This window comes from Advenella sp. (genome assembly GCF_052108595.1).
Lineage (GTDB): Bacteria > Pseudomonadota > Gammaproteobacteria > Burkholderiales > Burkholderiaceae_B > Advenella.
The window spans coordinates 15,137-31,925 of record NZ_JBQEAU010000027.1 but is presented as its reverse complement, the minus strand read 5'-3'; the positions used below and the strand labels follow the sequence as shown (position 1 = coordinate 31,925).

The window sequence follows — 16,789 nt, the reverse complement described above, 5'->3', positions numbered from 1 at the left end:
AGCGATACAGGGAAAGACCGGACTCATCGGCTGCGGCACGGGCAACGGCCATACTCACTGCCAGCAGCGCGTTGGCGCCCAGGCGCTCCTTGTTCTCGGTCCCATCCAGGTCGATCAGGGTGTGGTCAATAAAGGTCTGTTCCTGCGCATCCAGACCCATGAGCGCTTCGGAAATTTCGGTATTGACGTTTTCCACTGCCTTGAGCACGCCCTTGCCCAGGTAACGGGACTTGTCACCGTCACGCAATTCAACAGCTTCGCGCGCACCAGTAGAGGCGCCAGACGGTACAGCAGCCCGCCCCATAACGCCGGATTCGAGCAACACATCACACTCTACGGTTGGATTCCCACGGGAATCCAGGATTTCGCGACCGATAATATCAACAATTGCACTCATGGTAATGACTTTCCTGCCTGATAAACAGTGATTTTGATGGGGTTTTATTGCGTAGATTGTACCTTACTCAGCCAATCTTGTAATTTTGCATCCACTAGCAAATGAACTTGTATCCTTTTTTTACATTTTAGCCTGGACAATCGCCGGCAGGTAAAGCGGCAAACTACGCAACCAGATCATGCCGTAGCGTGCCTGGCGCCGACCACCGCTCCATTGTATTACCTGTTACCTGCCACTTCTAAACTTGCGACTGCTTACTACGTTGGCCGTATACTTTTTCCCGACTAGCCGTTGTCCTTTCCCCGCAGCCGCCGCCGGCGACTGCCAGCAGGTGGCTCGGCCACCGTGTTGCCCAGACTGGCAAAGCGGATCAGCGGCAGCCTGTAGAGCCACAACAGGGCAATCACATTTACCGCAAACACCACAATCAGGCCTGATTCGATCGCGCCCACCATATGTTCGCGCGCCAGCTGCAACCATGGCAGCGCATCCTGTCCCAGGCTGGCCATTTCAGTAATAAGCCCCGCCTGGCTGTCTGTCCTGACCAGCAACTGTGGATCAGACAGGGCCAGAAGCAGCTGCTGGGAACCCATTTTTTTTGCATCGGCCTGAATGCCGGCGACATAATAGTAATTGACCATCGTGCCGATAATAGCCGTTCCCAGCATGCCGCCAATCATGCGGATGGACTGCACCAGCGCCGTCACAATGCCCAGGTTATTGCGGCCGGACAGCTCCTGGCTGAAAATTGTCAGGTTGGGCATAATAAAACCCAGACCGACACCGCCGAGCGTCATATATAGCAAAAAGACCAAATGCGACATATCGCGATCATAAAAGACCACGCCGGCCACGGCAATCGCCGTCAACACGAAGCCGATATACAGAATCCAGTTGGGCCGGGCCAGGCGAATTACGATCCGGCCACTCAGGATACTGCCCACGGTAATGCATACCACCAACGGCGTGATCAGCATGCCGGCGTCGTTGGGAGAATAGCCGAAGCCGCCCTGAAGCAGCAGCGGGATATAGAACAGCATGCCAAACATCACAAACCCGGTCAATAGCGACAAGGTGAACATGGTGCCAAGACTGCGATCGCGAAACACTTCCAGCGGCAGTAGCGGAAAAGCACAGCGGCGCTCCCAGCGTATCAGGACAATAAACGCCAGAACGGACACAACGGAAAACAAGCCGACCTGCCAGGAAACGCCATGCGTGGCAAACAGTTCCACCGCCAGTTGCAGACAGCCCAGGAACAGCGCGATCAGCACCGCCCCCTGCCAGTCCAGACGGATTGTCTGTTCACGCTTGTAACGAATCAGCGGCAGATATTGCCAGATAAAGAACAGGCTGACCAGGCCCACCGGCAGATTGACATAGAAAACCGAACGCCATCCGTAATATTCGGTCAGAAACCCGCCCAGGGACGGGCCGACGGCCGAGGCAATGCCAAAAGAAGAACTGAGCAAAATCTGCCAGCGCAGGCGCACCTTGGCATCCGGAAACAGGTCCGGCACACAGGCAAAGGCGGTGCCGACCAGCATTCCGCCACCAATACCCTGCAAGGCCCGGGCCAGCACCAGTTGCGTCATGCTGCCGGCCATGCCGCAAAGCATCGAAGCAATGGTAAAAATAATAACGGACGCAACCACAAATGGCTTGCGTCCGTAATAATCACTCAGGCGACCACAGATAGGAACCGTAATGACAGAGGCCAGAAGATAGGAAGTGCCGACCCAGGCGTATAGTTCAAAACCATTGAGCTCTGCCACGATGGTGGGCAAGGCGGTACCGACGATGGTTTGATCCAGCCCCACCAGCATACCGACAAAACAGATGCCCAGCACAGCCATCAAAGATTGCCGAAACGGCAGCAATCGCCCCGATGCCGATTTTTCCTCATTCACTTCGATTGTTCTGGTAACCATACTTCCCGTTCAAAGTAAACGCCGGCATCAACGCTCACCGGGCTATGTTTGCCACCTGTCTGACAACGCCTGCCGGCCTGTCAATATCCACGTCGCGAGCGAACAACGCAATCAGGCGCTGAACTGGTCTTCGATAAAACCCTGGCCTTTGACAATACGATCAATGTCAGTGAGCGAGCGCAACAGGGCTTCCATATGCGCCAGGGGCACAGCATTGGGACCGTCAGATAGCGCCACGGCAGGATCCGGATGCGTTTCCATAAACAGACCGGACACCCCTACCGCAACGGCAGCCCGCGCCAGCACGGGCACAAATTCACGCTGACCGCCAGACGACGTGCCCTGACCGCCGGGCAACTGCACCGAATGCGTCGCATCGAAAACAACCGGACATTCGGTTGCACGCATGATGGCAAGCGAACGCATATCCGAGACCAGATTGTTATAGCCGAAAGAAGCCCCGCGTTCGCAGACCATGATATTGGCGCCATCGCCACCGGCTGCGATGGCGGCGGCTTTGGCCTTGGCCACGACCTGCAGCATATCGGCCGGCGCCAGAAACTGTCCTTTCTTGATATTTACCGGTTTGCCGGTGGCTGCACAAGCCGAAATGAAATCAGTCTGGCGGCACAGAAAAGCCGGGGTCTGCAACACATCAACGACAGCTGCGACGCGCTCTACCTGCGTAATGTCATGAACATCAGTCAGGACAGGGACATTGAGCTGTTCCCGGATATCGGCCAGAATCTGCAGGCCTTCGTCCATTCCCGGACCGCGATAAGAGGCGCCCGAGCTGCGATTCGCCTTGTCAAAAGAGCTTTTGTAGATGAATGGAATGCCAAGGCGCCCGGTGATATCCTGCAAGGAACGCGCGGTATCGAACGCCATCTGGCGCGATTCGATCACGCATGGGCCGGCAATCAGAAAAAACGGTTTGGTCAGACCAACGTCGAAGCCGCAAAGATTCATGGTGATATCCTTATCCCTGGTTCTGCCGCTGTTTCTGGTTGTCCAGTGCTGCCCGGATAAAGCTGGAGAACAGCGGATGGCCGTTACGCGGCGTAGAAGTAAATTCAGGATGGAACTGGACCCCCATGAACCATGGGTGGGTCGGGATTTCCATCATTTCAGGCAGGTTCTCGGTCGGTGTACGGGCGCTGATGACCATACCGGCTTCTTCAAGACGCGGCACATAAACATTATTGACCTCATAGCGGTGACGATGGCGCTCGTTGACCTCCGGACCATATATTTCATAGGCGCGCGTTCCCTCCTTGACCGGGCAACGCTGGGCGCCCTTGCGCATCGTGCCCCCCAGATCGGAAGACGCCGTGCGCTTTTCCACTTTGCCTTCGCGATCCATCCATTCGGTAATGAGTGCCACGACCGGATGCGGGGCCGCCGGATCAAATTCGGTGCTGTTGGCGCCGCCAAGCTGGGCCACATGCCGGGCAAACTCTATAACGGCCAGTTGCATGCCCAGGCAGATCCCCAGATATGGCACTTTGTTTTCACGCGCGTACTGTATCGCGCGAATCTTGCCTTCGGTTCCGCGCTTGCCGAAACCGCCGGGCACCAGAATGGCATCCAGCGAGGCCAGCTTTTCAACTGCGCCTTCTTCCAGATCCTCGGAATCAATATAATCGATAATGACTTTGGAACGGGTATGAATACCGGCGTGCTGCAGGGCTTCGATCAGCGATTTGTATGATTCGGTCAGATCGACATATTTGCCGACCATACCGATGTGCACTTCATGCTGCGGATGCTCCAGCGCATCGATCAGACCGTCCCACATAGACAGATCGGCCGGGGGCGGAGAAATGGCCAGCGCATCGCAAACCAGTTCATCAAGTTTCTGGTTATGCAACATGGACGGGATTTTGTAAATGGAATCGGCATCCCATACGGAAATAACGGCATCCAGCGGCACATTGGAAAACAGAGAAATCTTGGCCCGCTCGTCTTCGGGTACTTCGCGGTCGGCACGGCAAAGCAACGCGTTCGGATAAATACCGATCTCGCGCAGCTTCTGCACCGAGTGCTGAGTAGGCTTGGTTTTGAGCTCGCCCGCAGAAGCGATGAACGGCACCAGCGTCAAATGCACGAAAGCCGCGCCATTGCGACCCAGGCGCAGGCTCATTTGCCGCACCGCCTCCAGAAATGGCAGGGATTCGATATCCCCGACCGTGCCGCCGATTTCCACAATCGCCACGTCGGTCTGGCCATCCCAGGCCTGCCTTGCGCCACGGATGATGAAATCTTGAATTTCATTTGTAATATGAGGAATAACCTGCACGGTCTTGCCCAGATAGTCGCCCCGGCGCTCTTTGCGCAGCACGGATTCGTAAATCTGGCCAGTGGTAAAGTTATTGGATTTATGCATGCGAGCCGAAATGAATCGCTCGTAGTGGCCGAGGTCAAGATCGGTTTCGGCGCCATCTTCGGTGACGAATACTTCACCGTGCTGCAAGGGGCTCATCGTACCCGGATCCACGTTGATATACGGGTCCAGCTTGAGCATGGTCACCTTCAGGCCACGCGATTCAAGGATAGCCGCTAACGACGCGGCGGCGATTCCCTTGCCTAACGAAGAGACCACGCCGCCGGTAACGAATACATACTTTGTCATTGGAGTAAGGGCCCCGCGAAAAGGGCCGTAGCAGGAAATTTGAATTATAGCTTGAGCGTGCCGCTTTTGTATGGCGCCGAAGGCCTTCGGTTCAAAACAGGTCGTATAATGACAGATGTAAATATCAAGAAAAGATCATGGACCGAAAACGAAAAACCCTGCTTATGCTGCTTTGCTACGTCATCGCCTTTTTTGCGACCATTGGCCTGCTATCCCTATGGGCAACCACCCTTTACATGTAGCGTCTATGCGGAATCCCTTTACACGGAATCCCTCTATTACGGACTGCACCTTTCGGCTTCCCCATACAGGTTTTCCTATACCGCCGCCAACCGATCCCAGCAAACGTCGTCGACCTGTGCGCCCTGTGCCAGAACGGCATCAAGCGCAGTCAGGAGCGGAGCACAACCAGCATTCAGTTTCAGCGCAAGCACTGCATCGGCCCGCGTTCTACCCAGCGTGATGGCCGCCACCGGCTTGCCCTGTCTGACGGCGTCGCGCACAAAACGATAGCCCGAATAAACCATCAGCGAGGAGCCGACCACCAGGACGGCGCTGGCCTGCTCCAGGGCCTGATAGACCGCATCAACGCGGGCGCGCGGAACCGCTTCGCCAAAGAACACCACGTCCGGCTTCAGGATGCCGCCACACTGGCCACAGGCCGGAATGCGAAAGGAAGAAAAATCAGTCTCGAGATCCACGTCGCCATCCGGTGCCATGACAGCGGTCATATCCGCCCAGGCGGGGTTCTCAGTGAGCAGTTGCTGCTGATAACTTACGCGGTCAAGCTTGCTATTGCAATGCATACAGACCACGTCTGCCAGCGATCCATGCAGCTCCAGCAACCGGGACTGACCAGCCTGCCGATGCAGGCCGTCAACATTCTGCGTCACTAGCAGACCTGTGTAACCCTTGGATTCAAGCGATTGCAAGGCGTGATGCGCCGCATTCGGCTTGCCGCCGGAAAACATCGACCAGCCCACCATACTGCGCGCCCAATAGCGCCGGCGCGCTGCCTCTGTGCCCATGAACTGCTGAAACGTCATCGGCGGCGGCCGCATCCACGCGCCCTCGGTATCACGATAGGCCGGAATGCCTGAGTCGGTGCTGCAGCCAGCGCCGGTAATCACCAACAGGCCCGCGTGCTGCTGCACGAAGGCCTGCAGATCGGCGATGGCCAGCGCTGTCATAGACCCGGCCTACTCCGTGGTCTTGCCATCAAAATGCTCTTCCTGCTCATCCTGCTTGGTGGCGTGCACCACGCCATCACGATGCTCGGGCGGCCCGTAAATCGTGTACAAACGCAGGGGCTGATCGCCGCTATTGATCACATTGTGACGGGCACCGGCAGGAACGATCACCGCGTCATCATCCTCGATGGCATGCGTCTGTCCGTCAATCACGACCTTGCCCTTGCCTTCTTCGATGCGAAAGAACTGATCATGGCCTTCATGAACCTCTTCCCCGATTTCTTCACCAGGTTGCAGCGTCATAAGGACCAGTTGCAGGTTTTCCCCCGTATAAAGCACCTTGCGGTAAAGATCATTGTTCACGGTCAATTCTTCGATATCATCGACAAAACCTTTCATACGACTTACTCCATAAAGTGAACGGGTCCGCAATACGGACTCCTATCGGCCCGGGATTTACATTTCCCAGGATTGAAACACATCATTGACAAATTTAATTTCCAATACCTGCTTACCCACATCGGCTTTGCCGGGGCTGAGCAGCCGGCCAGCCGAATCAACCATGGGGCCAACAACCGGCACGGCACCAACCATATTACCGGCCATGCTGCCAGATGACTTGCGCGCATACATCAGCGAGGTTTCGTTATTGGAATTGCGGGTTGTGCGATCGGGTTCGCCAAAAACCTGGATGGCCTGGGCCACCGTGGTCTTGTCCTTGATCAGGCTTTTATTGAGAAAGACTGGATCAAAATAATCGGCATTTCCCATCAGGTCGGTTTTACTGGGGACGCTGCACGCCAGCAGCCCTGCACTGATCAGGCATCCCAGCAACAGCCATCGCATTCTCTTCATTATTCACTCCTGAACAGGGGTCGGAACGATCGCAACTAACATACACCGCCAGACAATCGCGCCATATCGTGCTGCATTTTGCACCCGCTCATACCCAGTTTAATAAACAGATTATCCCACAGATTTTTGCATTGGCCGACAGACCGTGGCAACTGCTTTTCGGTATCCTGCAAAATGCCTCTGACTTTCATGGCTGACAAGCTGGCGGTGCTCTATCCGTATTCGTTCTGTCTGCATGTCGAACATGTTACATGTTCAGTGTTACTTCGTTAACAACTCGAATAAGGAACACGTATGAGCATGCCATTTCGTAGATGTAAACGCAGTGTAGACCTATCAAAAAAGAAAGATCGGCGCTTGATCACTGGTTAAAGTCGAATGTAACGAATAAAGGATATAGGGACTGGTATCGAGCGGACAGGTTCGCTTATGACAATGCACATGGATCATGCCCAACTGATACTACTACCGTTCCCAACCCTGAATTATCTGCAGCTTCCCAAAATTCCTTTCGGCGACGCTCAAAGATCGACTGACAACGACGGGCAGGTTATTGCTTCGTTGCGTCAGCCACAGTGATTACATGATCGCGCCAATATCAAAGCATCTCTAACGCTGTCAAATCCGCACTGTTGATTGCGCCGTCTCGTCTCGGCACTGCCAGGCAAAAAATTAGAATTACCCGTTGCCCATGGCTTATAGTTGTTCTGCTGCGCACCTATTTTTTTGTCTGGAAATATCAAAAACCAAAGGCTCAATATTATTACTAAGTGAAAATACTTATGTCATAACGTAACATTCATGGCTATGCTGAGCGCTCATACATAAGGGAGATAGGAATGAAGAAAATCGTATTAATGATGCTTTTGCTGATGTTTACCGCAACATCTTTTGCCCATGGTGGTCGTACTGATCGAAATGGATGCCACAACGATAATAAAAACAATAGTCGGCACTGTCACTAATTGGTTATGACAAACCATAGTCCTTTACGCTAAAGGACTATGGACAACAAAATCACGTACCTGTTTTTGAACCGACGGCCTACCTCAGGCCCCAAAGACCATTTTGAATAGCGGTTATTGATCGCCCCGCTGACCATCCAATAATTTTCCCCTAACCATCCCAAATCCGTTATTTTCATTGAGTAACTGGGATTTGTGTGAAATATGAAGCCTTTCTGCAGCTTCTATATTGGGTTTGTCTGCGCTCAGAATAAGCCACATTTATTTCAGGCAACAAAAAAGCCACCTATTAAGGTGGCTAATTCGTTGATATTACTACAAAATTGTTTGGCTCCCCGAACTGGGTTCGAACCAGTGACCTGCGGATTAACAGTCCGTCGCTCTACCGACTGAGCTATCGGGGATCAATTAAGAAAATGATTATAGCCAGAAACCAGATAGCAATGCAAGCGCTTGCCTGCATCCTCTCTTCTTTTTTACGAAAATGTTGCATTTGGCCGACTCCCATAAAAAAACACGCGACCGAAGTCGCGTGTTTGCCGGCGATAACGCGCTCTTTAATGCGCCGAAGCCTTGCTGCTGCCGATACCGGTTTCTGCACGTACGCGCTGGGCGTCGTATGCAGCAATATCGACTGCGGCACGCTTGCTCTTGTCAGTCACAGAGAAGAACCAGATGCCAGCGAAGGCAATGATCATGGAAAACAGCGCTGGTGATTTATAAGGGAACAGCGCACTGCCCGCAGGATTGCCCAACGTCACTTCCCATACATCGGGTGAAACGATCGTAAGCGCCACCGAGGAGATCAACCCCAGGAAACCGCCAATAACCGCGCCACGTGTGGTCATTTTCTTCCACATAATGGACAGGAAAAGAACCGGGAAGTTGGCCGATGCCGCTATGGCAAACGCTAACGACACCATGAAGGCCACATTCTGCTTCTCGAACAGGATACCCAGCAAAATGGCCAACACACCCAGCACGAACGTCGTGATGCGTGATACACGCAGCTCGGTTGCCGAATCGACATTGCCCTTGCGAAACACCGAAGCATACAGATCGTGTGATACAGCAGAGGCGCCCGACAAGGTCAGCCCGGCTACCACGGCCAGAATCGTGGCAAAAGCCACCGCCGAGATAAAGCCCAGGAAAATATGTCCGCCAACCGCATCGGCCAGATGCACCGCAGCCATGTTGGCGCCGCCTATGAGGCCCCCCTTGGCATCAAGAAAATCAGGATTGGTGGACACGAAGATGATCGCCCCAAAACCGATAATGAAGGTCAGCACATAGAAGTAACCAATCCAGGTTGTGGCCCAGAATACCGATTTACGCGCTTCCTTGGCATTGGGCACGGTGAAAAAACGCATCAGAATATGCGGCAGACCGGCAGTACCGAACATCAGGGCCATACCAAAGGAAATGGCAGAAATCGGATCCTTGATGAACGTACCCGGCCCCATAATAGATTTACCCGCTACCGCCGCCTCCTCTGCTGTTTTGCCGGCAGCCAGCGCCCCCGCTGTCTTGACCTCGATGGCCTTGGAAAACAGCGCTTCAAAAGAGAAGTTGTTCAGTTTCATTACCATGAAGGCCATGAACGAGGCGCCTGCAAGCAGCATGACTGCCTTGATAATCTGCACCCAGGTTGTGGCCGTCATTCCGCCAAACAGTACGTAGACCATCATCAGCACACCCACGATCACGACCGCGATCCAGTAATCCAGGCCGAACAGCAGTTTAATCAGCTGGCCGGCCCCTACCATTTGGGCAATCAGATAAAACAGCACCACCACGATGGTGCCGCAGGCGGCAAAAGTACGTACTGGCATCTGGGCGAAGCGGTAACTGGCAACATCAGCAAAGGTAAACCTGCCCAGGTTGCGCAAGCGCTCGGCCATCAGGAACATAATGATGGGCCAGCCCACCAGAAAACCAATGGAGTAGATCAGGCCGTCATAGCCGCTGGCCATGACCTGTGCGGCAATCCCCAGAAAGGACGCAGCAGACATATAGTCGCCCGCAATTGCCAGCCCATTCTGAAAGCCGGTAATGCCGCCGCCTGCCGTATAAAAGTCCGAAGCCGATTTGGTACGGGCAGCGGCCCATTTGGTGATAAAAAGCGTCAGGCCAACAAAAACGACGAACATAATGATCGCCGTTATATTGATCTGTTGCTTGGTGGTTTCACCGATGGCATCTGCACCATAGGCAAGGGATAAAAACAGACCGGTAAATGCAATACCGATCAGAAACCGCGACACGCCTTTATTCATGAGCTACCCCTACGTCGTTCAACAAGCTGCGTTCCATCTCGTCAAATTTGGAGTTCGCAATCAGAATATAGACGCCGGTAAGTGCGATGATCAGAATCATCAAACCAAAGCCTACCGGAATACCCCATGTCATGGCGCCACCGCTGATGGACTGGGCGAACAACTGTTTGTCAAAGGCAATAATACCGATAAAACCAACATAATAGGCAACCAGAATAATGGCCGAAAAGACCCAGCCACACGTGCTGCGCATTCGCGTCATTTCCTTGTATTTCGGGTTCGCCATCACCCGCTGAACGATATCCTCACTCATATCTTTCCTCCCAGAAAGTACCGTTAAATTTTGATCGTAGCTCTCAAATGCTTATCATTTATGCAGCAAACATGACCGTTTTACCTGTAGCCCTTTATTTCTGCAATTAGTGATATACCCTAGCAATACTTGTCCATAATCCGTTTAAAACATCGTCCAAATATATGTTTGGCGCTGCCGTTATTGGCGCGATCGGCTCAGGACGGGCCCGTCAATGGATCTTGCACAACCTTGCTCCACCATCCCGGACGAACCCTGTCCGGTCAAGAGGCATGAGCGCCAGGGCAAGCTGAATGGCCAAGAGTGCAGACTTCTGACAACGTTTTCAGCGTTCCTCAATGCATAACGTTCCAATAGCGTTTACGGATTTCATGTCAGATTCATATTTCGAGGGAACCCGGTAGACATGTCGCCAGCATCGCCATTGAGCAGCATGTCATGAAAACGCCCCAGTTCACTTTTATGCAATATATTGATTGGGCAGGCTATTTGCCGGGCATATTGCTCAAATTGAGGATTCAATACACCGTCCCGAATATGCTGTGGCATCCCGGCATTAGGGAAAAATGGCTGAGTTTTGATCAAAACCAGCCGTTCAGCCTTCAGGTGATTCGCCAACCAGGCTGCGATGCAATCAGACGACATATAAACTGAAGTCATTTCGTCAGCCTGTTCGCGCATCAGGTATAACGGCATCCAGACTGCGACGCCGCCACGCTGCAGAACATTGCGAATTGCACTGGCATTAACAACTGGAGTCAGCTGTGGTGACAATCCCGTGAGCATCAGGCCGTATTGTGCCCTTGCCAGCACCAGCATATTGTGTGTTACCAGACTGTCAAATCCCCACTGCTTTTTCATGTCGCGAATGAATTCAACACCGCGCCATCGGCCGGGAACGATAATGACTCTGCCTCCTCCCAAAGCTCCAAGCTGCGCAAGCCACAGGTTCAAGGTTCTATCGTGCGCCAGATTACCATCAAGCTTTACAACCCACATACTCCCCCCTAGCGTCAGATTATTCTTTTTTGCAAGACGAACGCGTTACCACAATCCGTGGCCCTGCATCCACTGCGATTTTCTTGATGACTCGTGTTTGATTCAAGTCCACAACCACAACCGAATCATCAAACCAACTGGCTACATAAGCACGGCCGCCAACAATGGCTACGCCCTCAGGGTAGCGTCCGACTTTGACCGAATTCTTATCGACGCTGCCGTCCGCACTGATCCGCTGAAGCACGCCCTTTTGCTGTGCTGTTGCCCATACTTGCTTGCCATCGTCGGTAACGGCCATGCCATATGGCATGGCCTCCATCTTGACCCGCCATGTCTCTTTCAGTGAGTCTGCCTCCAAACGGCTTATGGTGTTATCCTTGACGTTGGCCACATATATCTGCCCCTCATGCGCTACCAATGCAAATGGAGAGGCGCCCACAGCAACACTGGTGATGGGTTTCCACGCTTTCGCATTAACCACTGAAACTGTTGCGCTGCCCCGATCTGCAACAAAAATCCGCTCGCATGCCGCATCCAGCGTCAAACCTGCCGGTGCTTGTCCGACAGCGATCCGCCCCGTTTCCGTGCCGTCATAAGTACTGATCCGCACAAGCGCATTTCCTTTCCAGTCGGATACAAAAAGAGATTGTTCATCGGCAGACAGCGCTACCGCGAAAGGCTCTCCCGGAAAGTCATAGACTGCCTCTACTCGCTTGTCTGCCAGATTCAGCACAGAGATCTTTGCGCTATCGGGATGCGTCACATAACCGCGCCGACCATCCCTGGACACGGCAATGAATACCGGCTTTTCCGGCACCTCGACACGCGCCTGAACTTCGTTGGTGTCGACATCCACGATACTGACAGTATTTCCATCCTGGCTGGCCAAATAAACATACTCTTTGACCCTGTCCGCCGACGATGCGTTGGCAAGACAGAAGATCGACAGTCCAGCAATCGTGCCAAAGGACCTCACCAGTACGTTTATATAGCCAGCAACCATACTATTTACCCTCTACAGTCTTCTTCAAACCGGCAAGGCCGTCCTTGTAGATTGCCGTCATGGCGGCGATCGCCGATTCATCATTCAGATTCTCCGGTGGTTCATTGCTCGTGTCTCCTCGGTAAAATCGGCCAATCCAGGACACTTTGCTGCCATCGCCGTCAGCCTCCACCGTCATGGTCGCTGAGTAGGAGCTGACAGGAAGCGCCTCAAGATTTTCGCCATCCATCCTATAGCTGTACGAATGCGCTGCTGCATCATATTCATCCAGGCTTTCCTTGATAACACCTTTCTCAAGCGTCAGCTCACGCACGGATCCGGGCTCATTGCCCTTGTCTGCGGAACTTTTACTCACGTCCGGATGCCACTTTGAAATTTCTCCGAACGCACCCGCCGTCTCCCAGACTTTTTCCACAGGAGCGGAAATACTGATACTTTCTTCGACTTTTTTGGGTGTCGGACCATGAGCATAAGCAGGTGCCAGGGCCGTTGCCAAAAACAGCACAGTAACGATTGTTGATCTAATCAATGAAATCTCCTTAGGGAAGTGAACGAAACGGGTTTGCCCCGGCGCCGTGAAAAATTCGCTGCCGGGTGCAGCCGACGTCTGGCGCCTGCTGTACGGTTAATAAGATAAGCGGATAAATAAAAGACGATAAGCAGCACCCAGGCCAACCCCGCCAGGTAGGGAGCCAACTGAATCGGGCTCAACACTTTATGTTTTTTGGCATTTGATATGATTGACTCGGTCAGCGCACCGGAACCCCCTAATGTTGCATAGGTCATGCCATGAGCCGTTGCCAGTGTTCTTAAATGCGATTCTTTAAGTGAGGACAAGTGCTCGTTCCCCGTTGCGGCGCTTGCGCCAAAAGGTGCATTTCGCGCATGCCAGCCCTCACGGCTAGACGCATCTGCCGGTGGCGGGCCACTGCGATTTTCCTGCTCAACCTCATCGGCGCCGAAAAATCCAGTCTGATGCCCTGTCTCGTCAAATTTCGGTATGGGCGAGGGGTTCCTGCCTCCCACGCCAACAATCAGACCGGCCATTTTTTCGGAAGCACCTTCTCGTGCCGCCGCCGTCTGTGTATTCAGCGTCTGGGCCCTGACCTGGGCTTCGCCCTGCAGCATCATGTGTCCGATTTCGGACTGGGCCGCAGGTAATGGCGGCGCCTCGTGCCCATCACTTAGGAAAACCAGACTTACTCCCAGGCTATCTGCAATTTCCAGCCCTGACTCAAGCCCCTTGGTGATGTAACTGTCGCCTTCCCATGCCATTCGCCAGTCCAGCTCATCCAGCGTGGCAGAAAGGGGGGCAAAGTTTTCACAAACCTCGACCGGTTCGAGCAGCAGAAACGAGCGTCTCTCGGAAAATACAGCCAGGCCGGCGCGGCTGCCGCAAGGCAGGCGAGCCAGCGTTTGCTTCAATTTGAGTCGAACTTCATCAAGCCTGCTGTGCAAATTGCCCTCGACGCCGTAATCACGTACGTTCATGCTGCCGGTAATATCGATCACGAAGAGCAGCTCCGGCCTGTCCTGCTCGGCATTCATTTGAGGCCTGAAGCAGCCTGCAATTGCCAGACAAAACACGGCAGCCAACAGCCAGAACCGATAGTCGAAGACAGATGCCGGCATTATGGCAGCCCCTTTGGCAAGCCGGGTAAGTCGGTCCAGAGACGCTTGGGCGTTTCCGGCGACTCCTCTTCATCCGAAATTTGTCCCTCGGGCAGGTCGCGCACGAGCCGCGAAGCAATGTCCAGATTATATCGGGCGTTCCAGAAAGACGGATCCAGTCTTAATGCCCTTATATAGTACTCTTTGGCCAGTCGAACCGACGATGGCGCCTCTTCTGTTTTGCTGCTGCCAAGCAGTGCAATGGCAAAACGCAGCCGTGCATTCCCCATGTTGTACAGCGCCTGCGCGGCGATGAGACGATCCTTGGGAGATGCCGCAGATCCGTCTGCATGCACAGCGCGCCCTGCAAGCAGCTCAACCCACGGCAATGCGTCATCCAGGCGACCGATTGCAGTCAAAAACCGCAAGCGGGCAAAGGACACCTCGGGCGCAGCCTGCTCCGAAACGGCAATATCATTGCGATTTTCCAACTGGCCAATGACGGCATTCTCTGCCTGTGTTCTATGTAAAAAAACCAGTGCAGTAATCATACCGGCAATCGCTGCCGTCAGCCCGAGCCATAAAACCCAGGTATACAGCTCGCCGAAATATTTCGGATGTGATGAAGCGCGCTTGCGCTCCTTGCCAGAGCGTGAAGTATCAACCATTTGCGCTCCTTGTCGCGCCAGCGCCAACGACTCGTTGCGCGCAATGCACCATCAACAGGACCATCAGAATCAGGGCAACAAGACCTGACAGATAGCCGGACAGATCCGTGCGCGGAATGTGTTCGGTATATCGCAGTGGCGCTTTCTCTAGCTTGTCGATTTCACCCAGCGCGGCCGCCACATCATTGGCATTTTCCGCTTCAAAGGCCCGATAGTTAATACCGAGAGACTTGAAAAAGATATCAAGATGGCGTTCCGGCATCGCCTGTGGGGTGTCTTTGTCAGGGTCGGAGGGGGCATCCCAAATACCTGCTGCACCCGCTGTCCGCAGAAACAGCCAATATAAGCTTACCGGACGGGTTGCCAGCGCTTTTTTCAAAGCGTTCTGAACCCGCATATCAATCACCGCCGCTCCGTCAGACACCAGAAAAATCACTCTGGAAGCAAGCGGATCATTATCATTGTCAAACTCGGACAGCGCCATGGCAAGACCGCGACCAATGTCGGTATAGGACAAGCCTGGGCGGTCGATGGCATTAATGGCAGCATCCACCGCCTCAGGTTTGTCGGTAAGCGGCAATACATAGAGCGGCATGGTGGAAAACGCCACCATGCCAATGCGATCCTGTTCGCGCTCGCCGGCAAAGCCTTTGAGCAATCTTTTTGCCGCCGCCGCCTTGGATTCTTCTTGTCCCGTTGGCATCCGCCCCGCGAAACTGCTGTTCATGCTGGAACTGCGATCAATCAGCAATACCATATGTGCGCCAGACCCAAGTTTCTGGATAGTTCCTCCTTTCAAATGGACGCCTGCCATGCAAAGAACCAGTGCAAGTAAAGCCAGACAGCCCAAAACCCGTAGCACGATATCAACGGTGTCGGAAAATCGGTCAGCTTGGGCGGTCCCAAGCCAGGGCCAATCTGACACTTGCCGGGGACGAAGAAAAAATGGCAGCAGCGCCAGTGGGGCCAGCAGGAGAAGATACGGCAAATCGACCGCCAGGGTACTCCACAGAAATGTCATAAGCCCCCCCTTTCTGCCGTGGCCAATTGTTTGGCAATTCGGAGCAGCCCGGACCGTGTCAGCTCAGTCAAGGCCACTGGCTGGTCATTGCCGAAGAAGGTGCGAGCCGACGCGGCAAAGAAAAGTTCAATCTCGTTCTGCAGCGGCTTCAGTCCGGGGTGTTGCCGGACGAAGTCGGGGACGTCGCTCGATAGCAGGCGTCCTTCATTACACGTGTCTAATGCACGATGCAGTTGAATCAGACTATGTCGGTATGATTCAGAGTCCGATGCACGCGCCTGCTTTTTGATTGCACGATACGCTTTTGCAAATGGTCTGGCCCGACGACGGTGAAAAGGCCATATGGCATAATGAACCGCAAGTGCAAGCAGCAATCCCAGGGCGAGCAGACCCAGGCCCGTGGCAACGGCCCTTAGCCGCTTCTCGCCAATCTGCCATGCCGGCGCATCAGGCTGAATTTGCTCTGAAACAGATGTGCCCGATTGGGCGACTCCGCGCAAGGGCGACATGTAAAATACCAGGGGGGCAATTTGTACCGACTCCGACTGCGAACTCTCGCTAAACAGTACATCCAATGCTGGAATTTCCCGCTGATTCACATCCAGCGGAACATAAAACGTCTGATAATTCAGTGTCAGCGTGTAACGCGTGCCTTCTCCCGACTTGCTTTGGGCAACGTCTATTGAACGCAGATCAAGCCAGTAATTCAACGGACCTGGCTCGGGTAGCGAAGACTGCTGTAGCGTCCCGCCAATACTGTCAATATAGATCGTAACAGGTACCACATCCCCCAGTATCCATCCGGCGGGTTTGGGTGGAACCACCTGCACCTGGGTCACTTTGGCGTGCAAGGAACCGAATGAAGCAGCAAAATACAAAGCGGCAATAAAAAGCAGAAAAGGCCATATCCGTCCTCTCATTATGCCTC

16 protein-coding genes, 1 tRNA gene and 1 pseudogene are annotated in these 16,789 nt (G+C 53.7%); 1 reads left to right on the top strand and 17 read right to left on the bottom strand.

Going from position 1 to position 16,789, the window contains the following annotated elements; all coding sequences use genetic code 11:
- The 7 genes and pseudogenes from eno to ACTIKR_RS07000 all read right to left on the bottom strand — a co-directional run.
- Nucleotides 1–397: pseudogene (gene eno, locus ACTIKR_RS07030) on the bottom strand (phosphopyruvate hydratase); the annotation flags it as partial.
- A 284-nt stretch (nt 398–681) separates the two neighbouring features.
- On the bottom strand, nt 682–2,328 hold the full coding sequence (locus tag ACTIKR_RS07025; protein WP_442327451.1) for an MDR family MFS transporter: 1,647 nt from the start codon (nt 2,326–2,328) through the stop codon (nt 682–684).
- Between the two features lie 111 nt (nt 2,329–2,439).
- Nucleotides 2,440–3,297: a 3-deoxy-8-phosphooctulonate synthase gene (gene kdsA / locus ACTIKR_RS07020; protein ID WP_442327450.1), complete on the bottom strand. Its 858-nt coding sequence runs from the start codon at nt 3,295–3,297 to the stop codon at nt 2,440–2,442.
- 10 nt (nt 3,298–3,307) lie between these two features.
- Nucleotides 3,308–4,960, bottom strand: a complete 1,653-nt coding sequence (locus ACTIKR_RS07015; RefSeq protein ID WP_442327449.1) for a CTP synthase — start codon at nt 4,958–4,960, stop codon at nt 3,308–3,310.
- Between the two features lie 317 nt (nt 4,961–5,277).
- Entirely contained in the window at nt 5,278–6,150 is an 873-nt protein-coding gene (locus tag ACTIKR_RS07010; RefSeq protein WP_442327448.1) for an NAD-dependent protein deacetylase, read from the bottom strand.
- Between the two features lie 9 nt (nt 6,151–6,159).
- Nucleotides 6,160–6,549 carry a cupin domain-containing protein gene (locus ACTIKR_RS07005; protein WP_442327447.1) on the bottom strand — a complete coding sequence of 130 codons (390 nt, stop codon included), beginning with the start codon at nt 6,547–6,549 and terminating at the stop codon, nt 6,160–6,162.
- 57 nt (nt 6,550–6,606) lie between these two features.
- Nucleotides 6,607–7,005, bottom strand: coding sequence for a hypothetical protein (locus tag ACTIKR_RS07000; protein WP_442327446.1), 399 nt, complete (start codon nt 7,003–7,005; stop codon nt 6,607–6,609).
- Nucleotides 7,006–7,844: 839 nt separating this feature from the next.
- Between ACTIKR_RS07000 and ACTIKR_RS06995 the strand changes: the two genes are divergently transcribed.
- Nucleotides 7,845–7,970, top strand: coding sequence for a YHYH domain-containing protein (locus ACTIKR_RS06995; protein ID WP_193088570.1), 126 nt, complete (start codon nt 7,845–7,847; stop codon nt 7,968–7,970).
- 328 nt (nt 7,971–8,298) lie between these two features.
- Here ACTIKR_RS06995 and ACTIKR_RS06990 read toward each other — a convergent pair.
- From ACTIKR_RS06990 to ACTIKR_RS06945, 10 genes are all read right to left on the bottom strand, one after another.
- Nucleotides 8,299–8,374 (bottom strand) — tRNA-Asn (locus ACTIKR_RS06990).
- Nucleotides 8,375–8,527: 153 nt separating this feature from the next.
- Nucleotides 8,528–10,246, bottom strand: coding sequence for a cation acetate symporter (locus ACTIKR_RS06985; RefSeq protein WP_442327445.1), 1,719 nt, complete (start codon nt 10,244–10,246; stop codon nt 8,528–8,530).
- The gene (locus tag ACTIKR_RS06980) at nt 10,239–10,559 is read right to left on the bottom strand and encodes a DUF485 domain-containing protein (RefSeq protein ID WP_442327444.1); all 321 of its coding nucleotides are present in this window, start codon (nt 10,557–10,559) and stop codon (nt 10,239–10,241) included. Before ACTIKR_RS06980 ends, ACTIKR_RS06985 begins: the two co-directional genes overlap by 8 nt.
- A 369-nt stretch (nt 10,560–10,928) precedes the next feature.
- On the bottom strand, nt 10,929–11,558 hold the full coding sequence (locus ACTIKR_RS06975; protein WP_193088573.1) for an amino acid kinase family protein: 630 nt from the start codon (nt 11,556–11,558) through the stop codon (nt 10,929–10,931).
- 19 nt (nt 11,559–11,577) lie between these two features.
- Nucleotides 11,578–12,561: a YncE family protein gene (locus ACTIKR_RS06970; RefSeq protein ID WP_193088574.1), complete on the bottom strand. Its 984-nt coding sequence runs from the start codon at nt 12,559–12,561 to the stop codon at nt 11,578–11,580.
- A 1-nt stretch (nt 12,562) separates the two neighbouring features.
- On the bottom strand, nt 12,563–13,090 hold the full coding sequence (locus ACTIKR_RS06965; RefSeq protein WP_226816854.1) for an SRPBCC family protein: 528 nt from the start codon (nt 13,088–13,090) through the stop codon (nt 12,563–12,565).
- The gene (locus ACTIKR_RS06960; RefSeq protein ID WP_193088575.1) at nt 13,087–14,193 is read right to left on the bottom strand and encodes a vWA domain-containing protein; all 1,107 of its coding nucleotides are present in this window, start codon (nt 14,191–14,193) and stop codon (nt 13,087–13,089) included. Before ACTIKR_RS06960 ends, ACTIKR_RS06965 begins: the two co-directional genes overlap by 4 nt.
- A complete protein-coding gene (locus ACTIKR_RS06955) occupies nt 14,193–14,840 on the bottom strand; it encodes a hypothetical protein (RefSeq protein ID WP_193088576.1) in 648 nt (215 codons plus the stop codon). Before ACTIKR_RS06955 ends, ACTIKR_RS06960 begins: the two co-directional genes overlap by 1 nt.
- The gene (locus tag ACTIKR_RS06950) at nt 14,833–15,861 is read right to left on the bottom strand and encodes a vWA domain-containing protein (protein WP_442327443.1); all 1,029 of its coding nucleotides are present in this window, start codon (nt 15,859–15,861) and stop codon (nt 14,833–14,835) included. Before ACTIKR_RS06950 ends, ACTIKR_RS06955 begins: the two co-directional genes overlap by 8 nt.
- Nucleotides 15,858–16,781, bottom strand: coding sequence for a hypothetical protein (locus ACTIKR_RS06945; protein WP_442327442.1), 924 nt, complete (start codon nt 16,779–16,781; stop codon nt 15,858–15,860). The genes ACTIKR_RS06950 and ACTIKR_RS06945 overlap by 4 nt, the downstream gene beginning before the upstream one ends.
- Between the last annotated feature and the right edge of the window lie 8 nt (nt 16,782–16,789).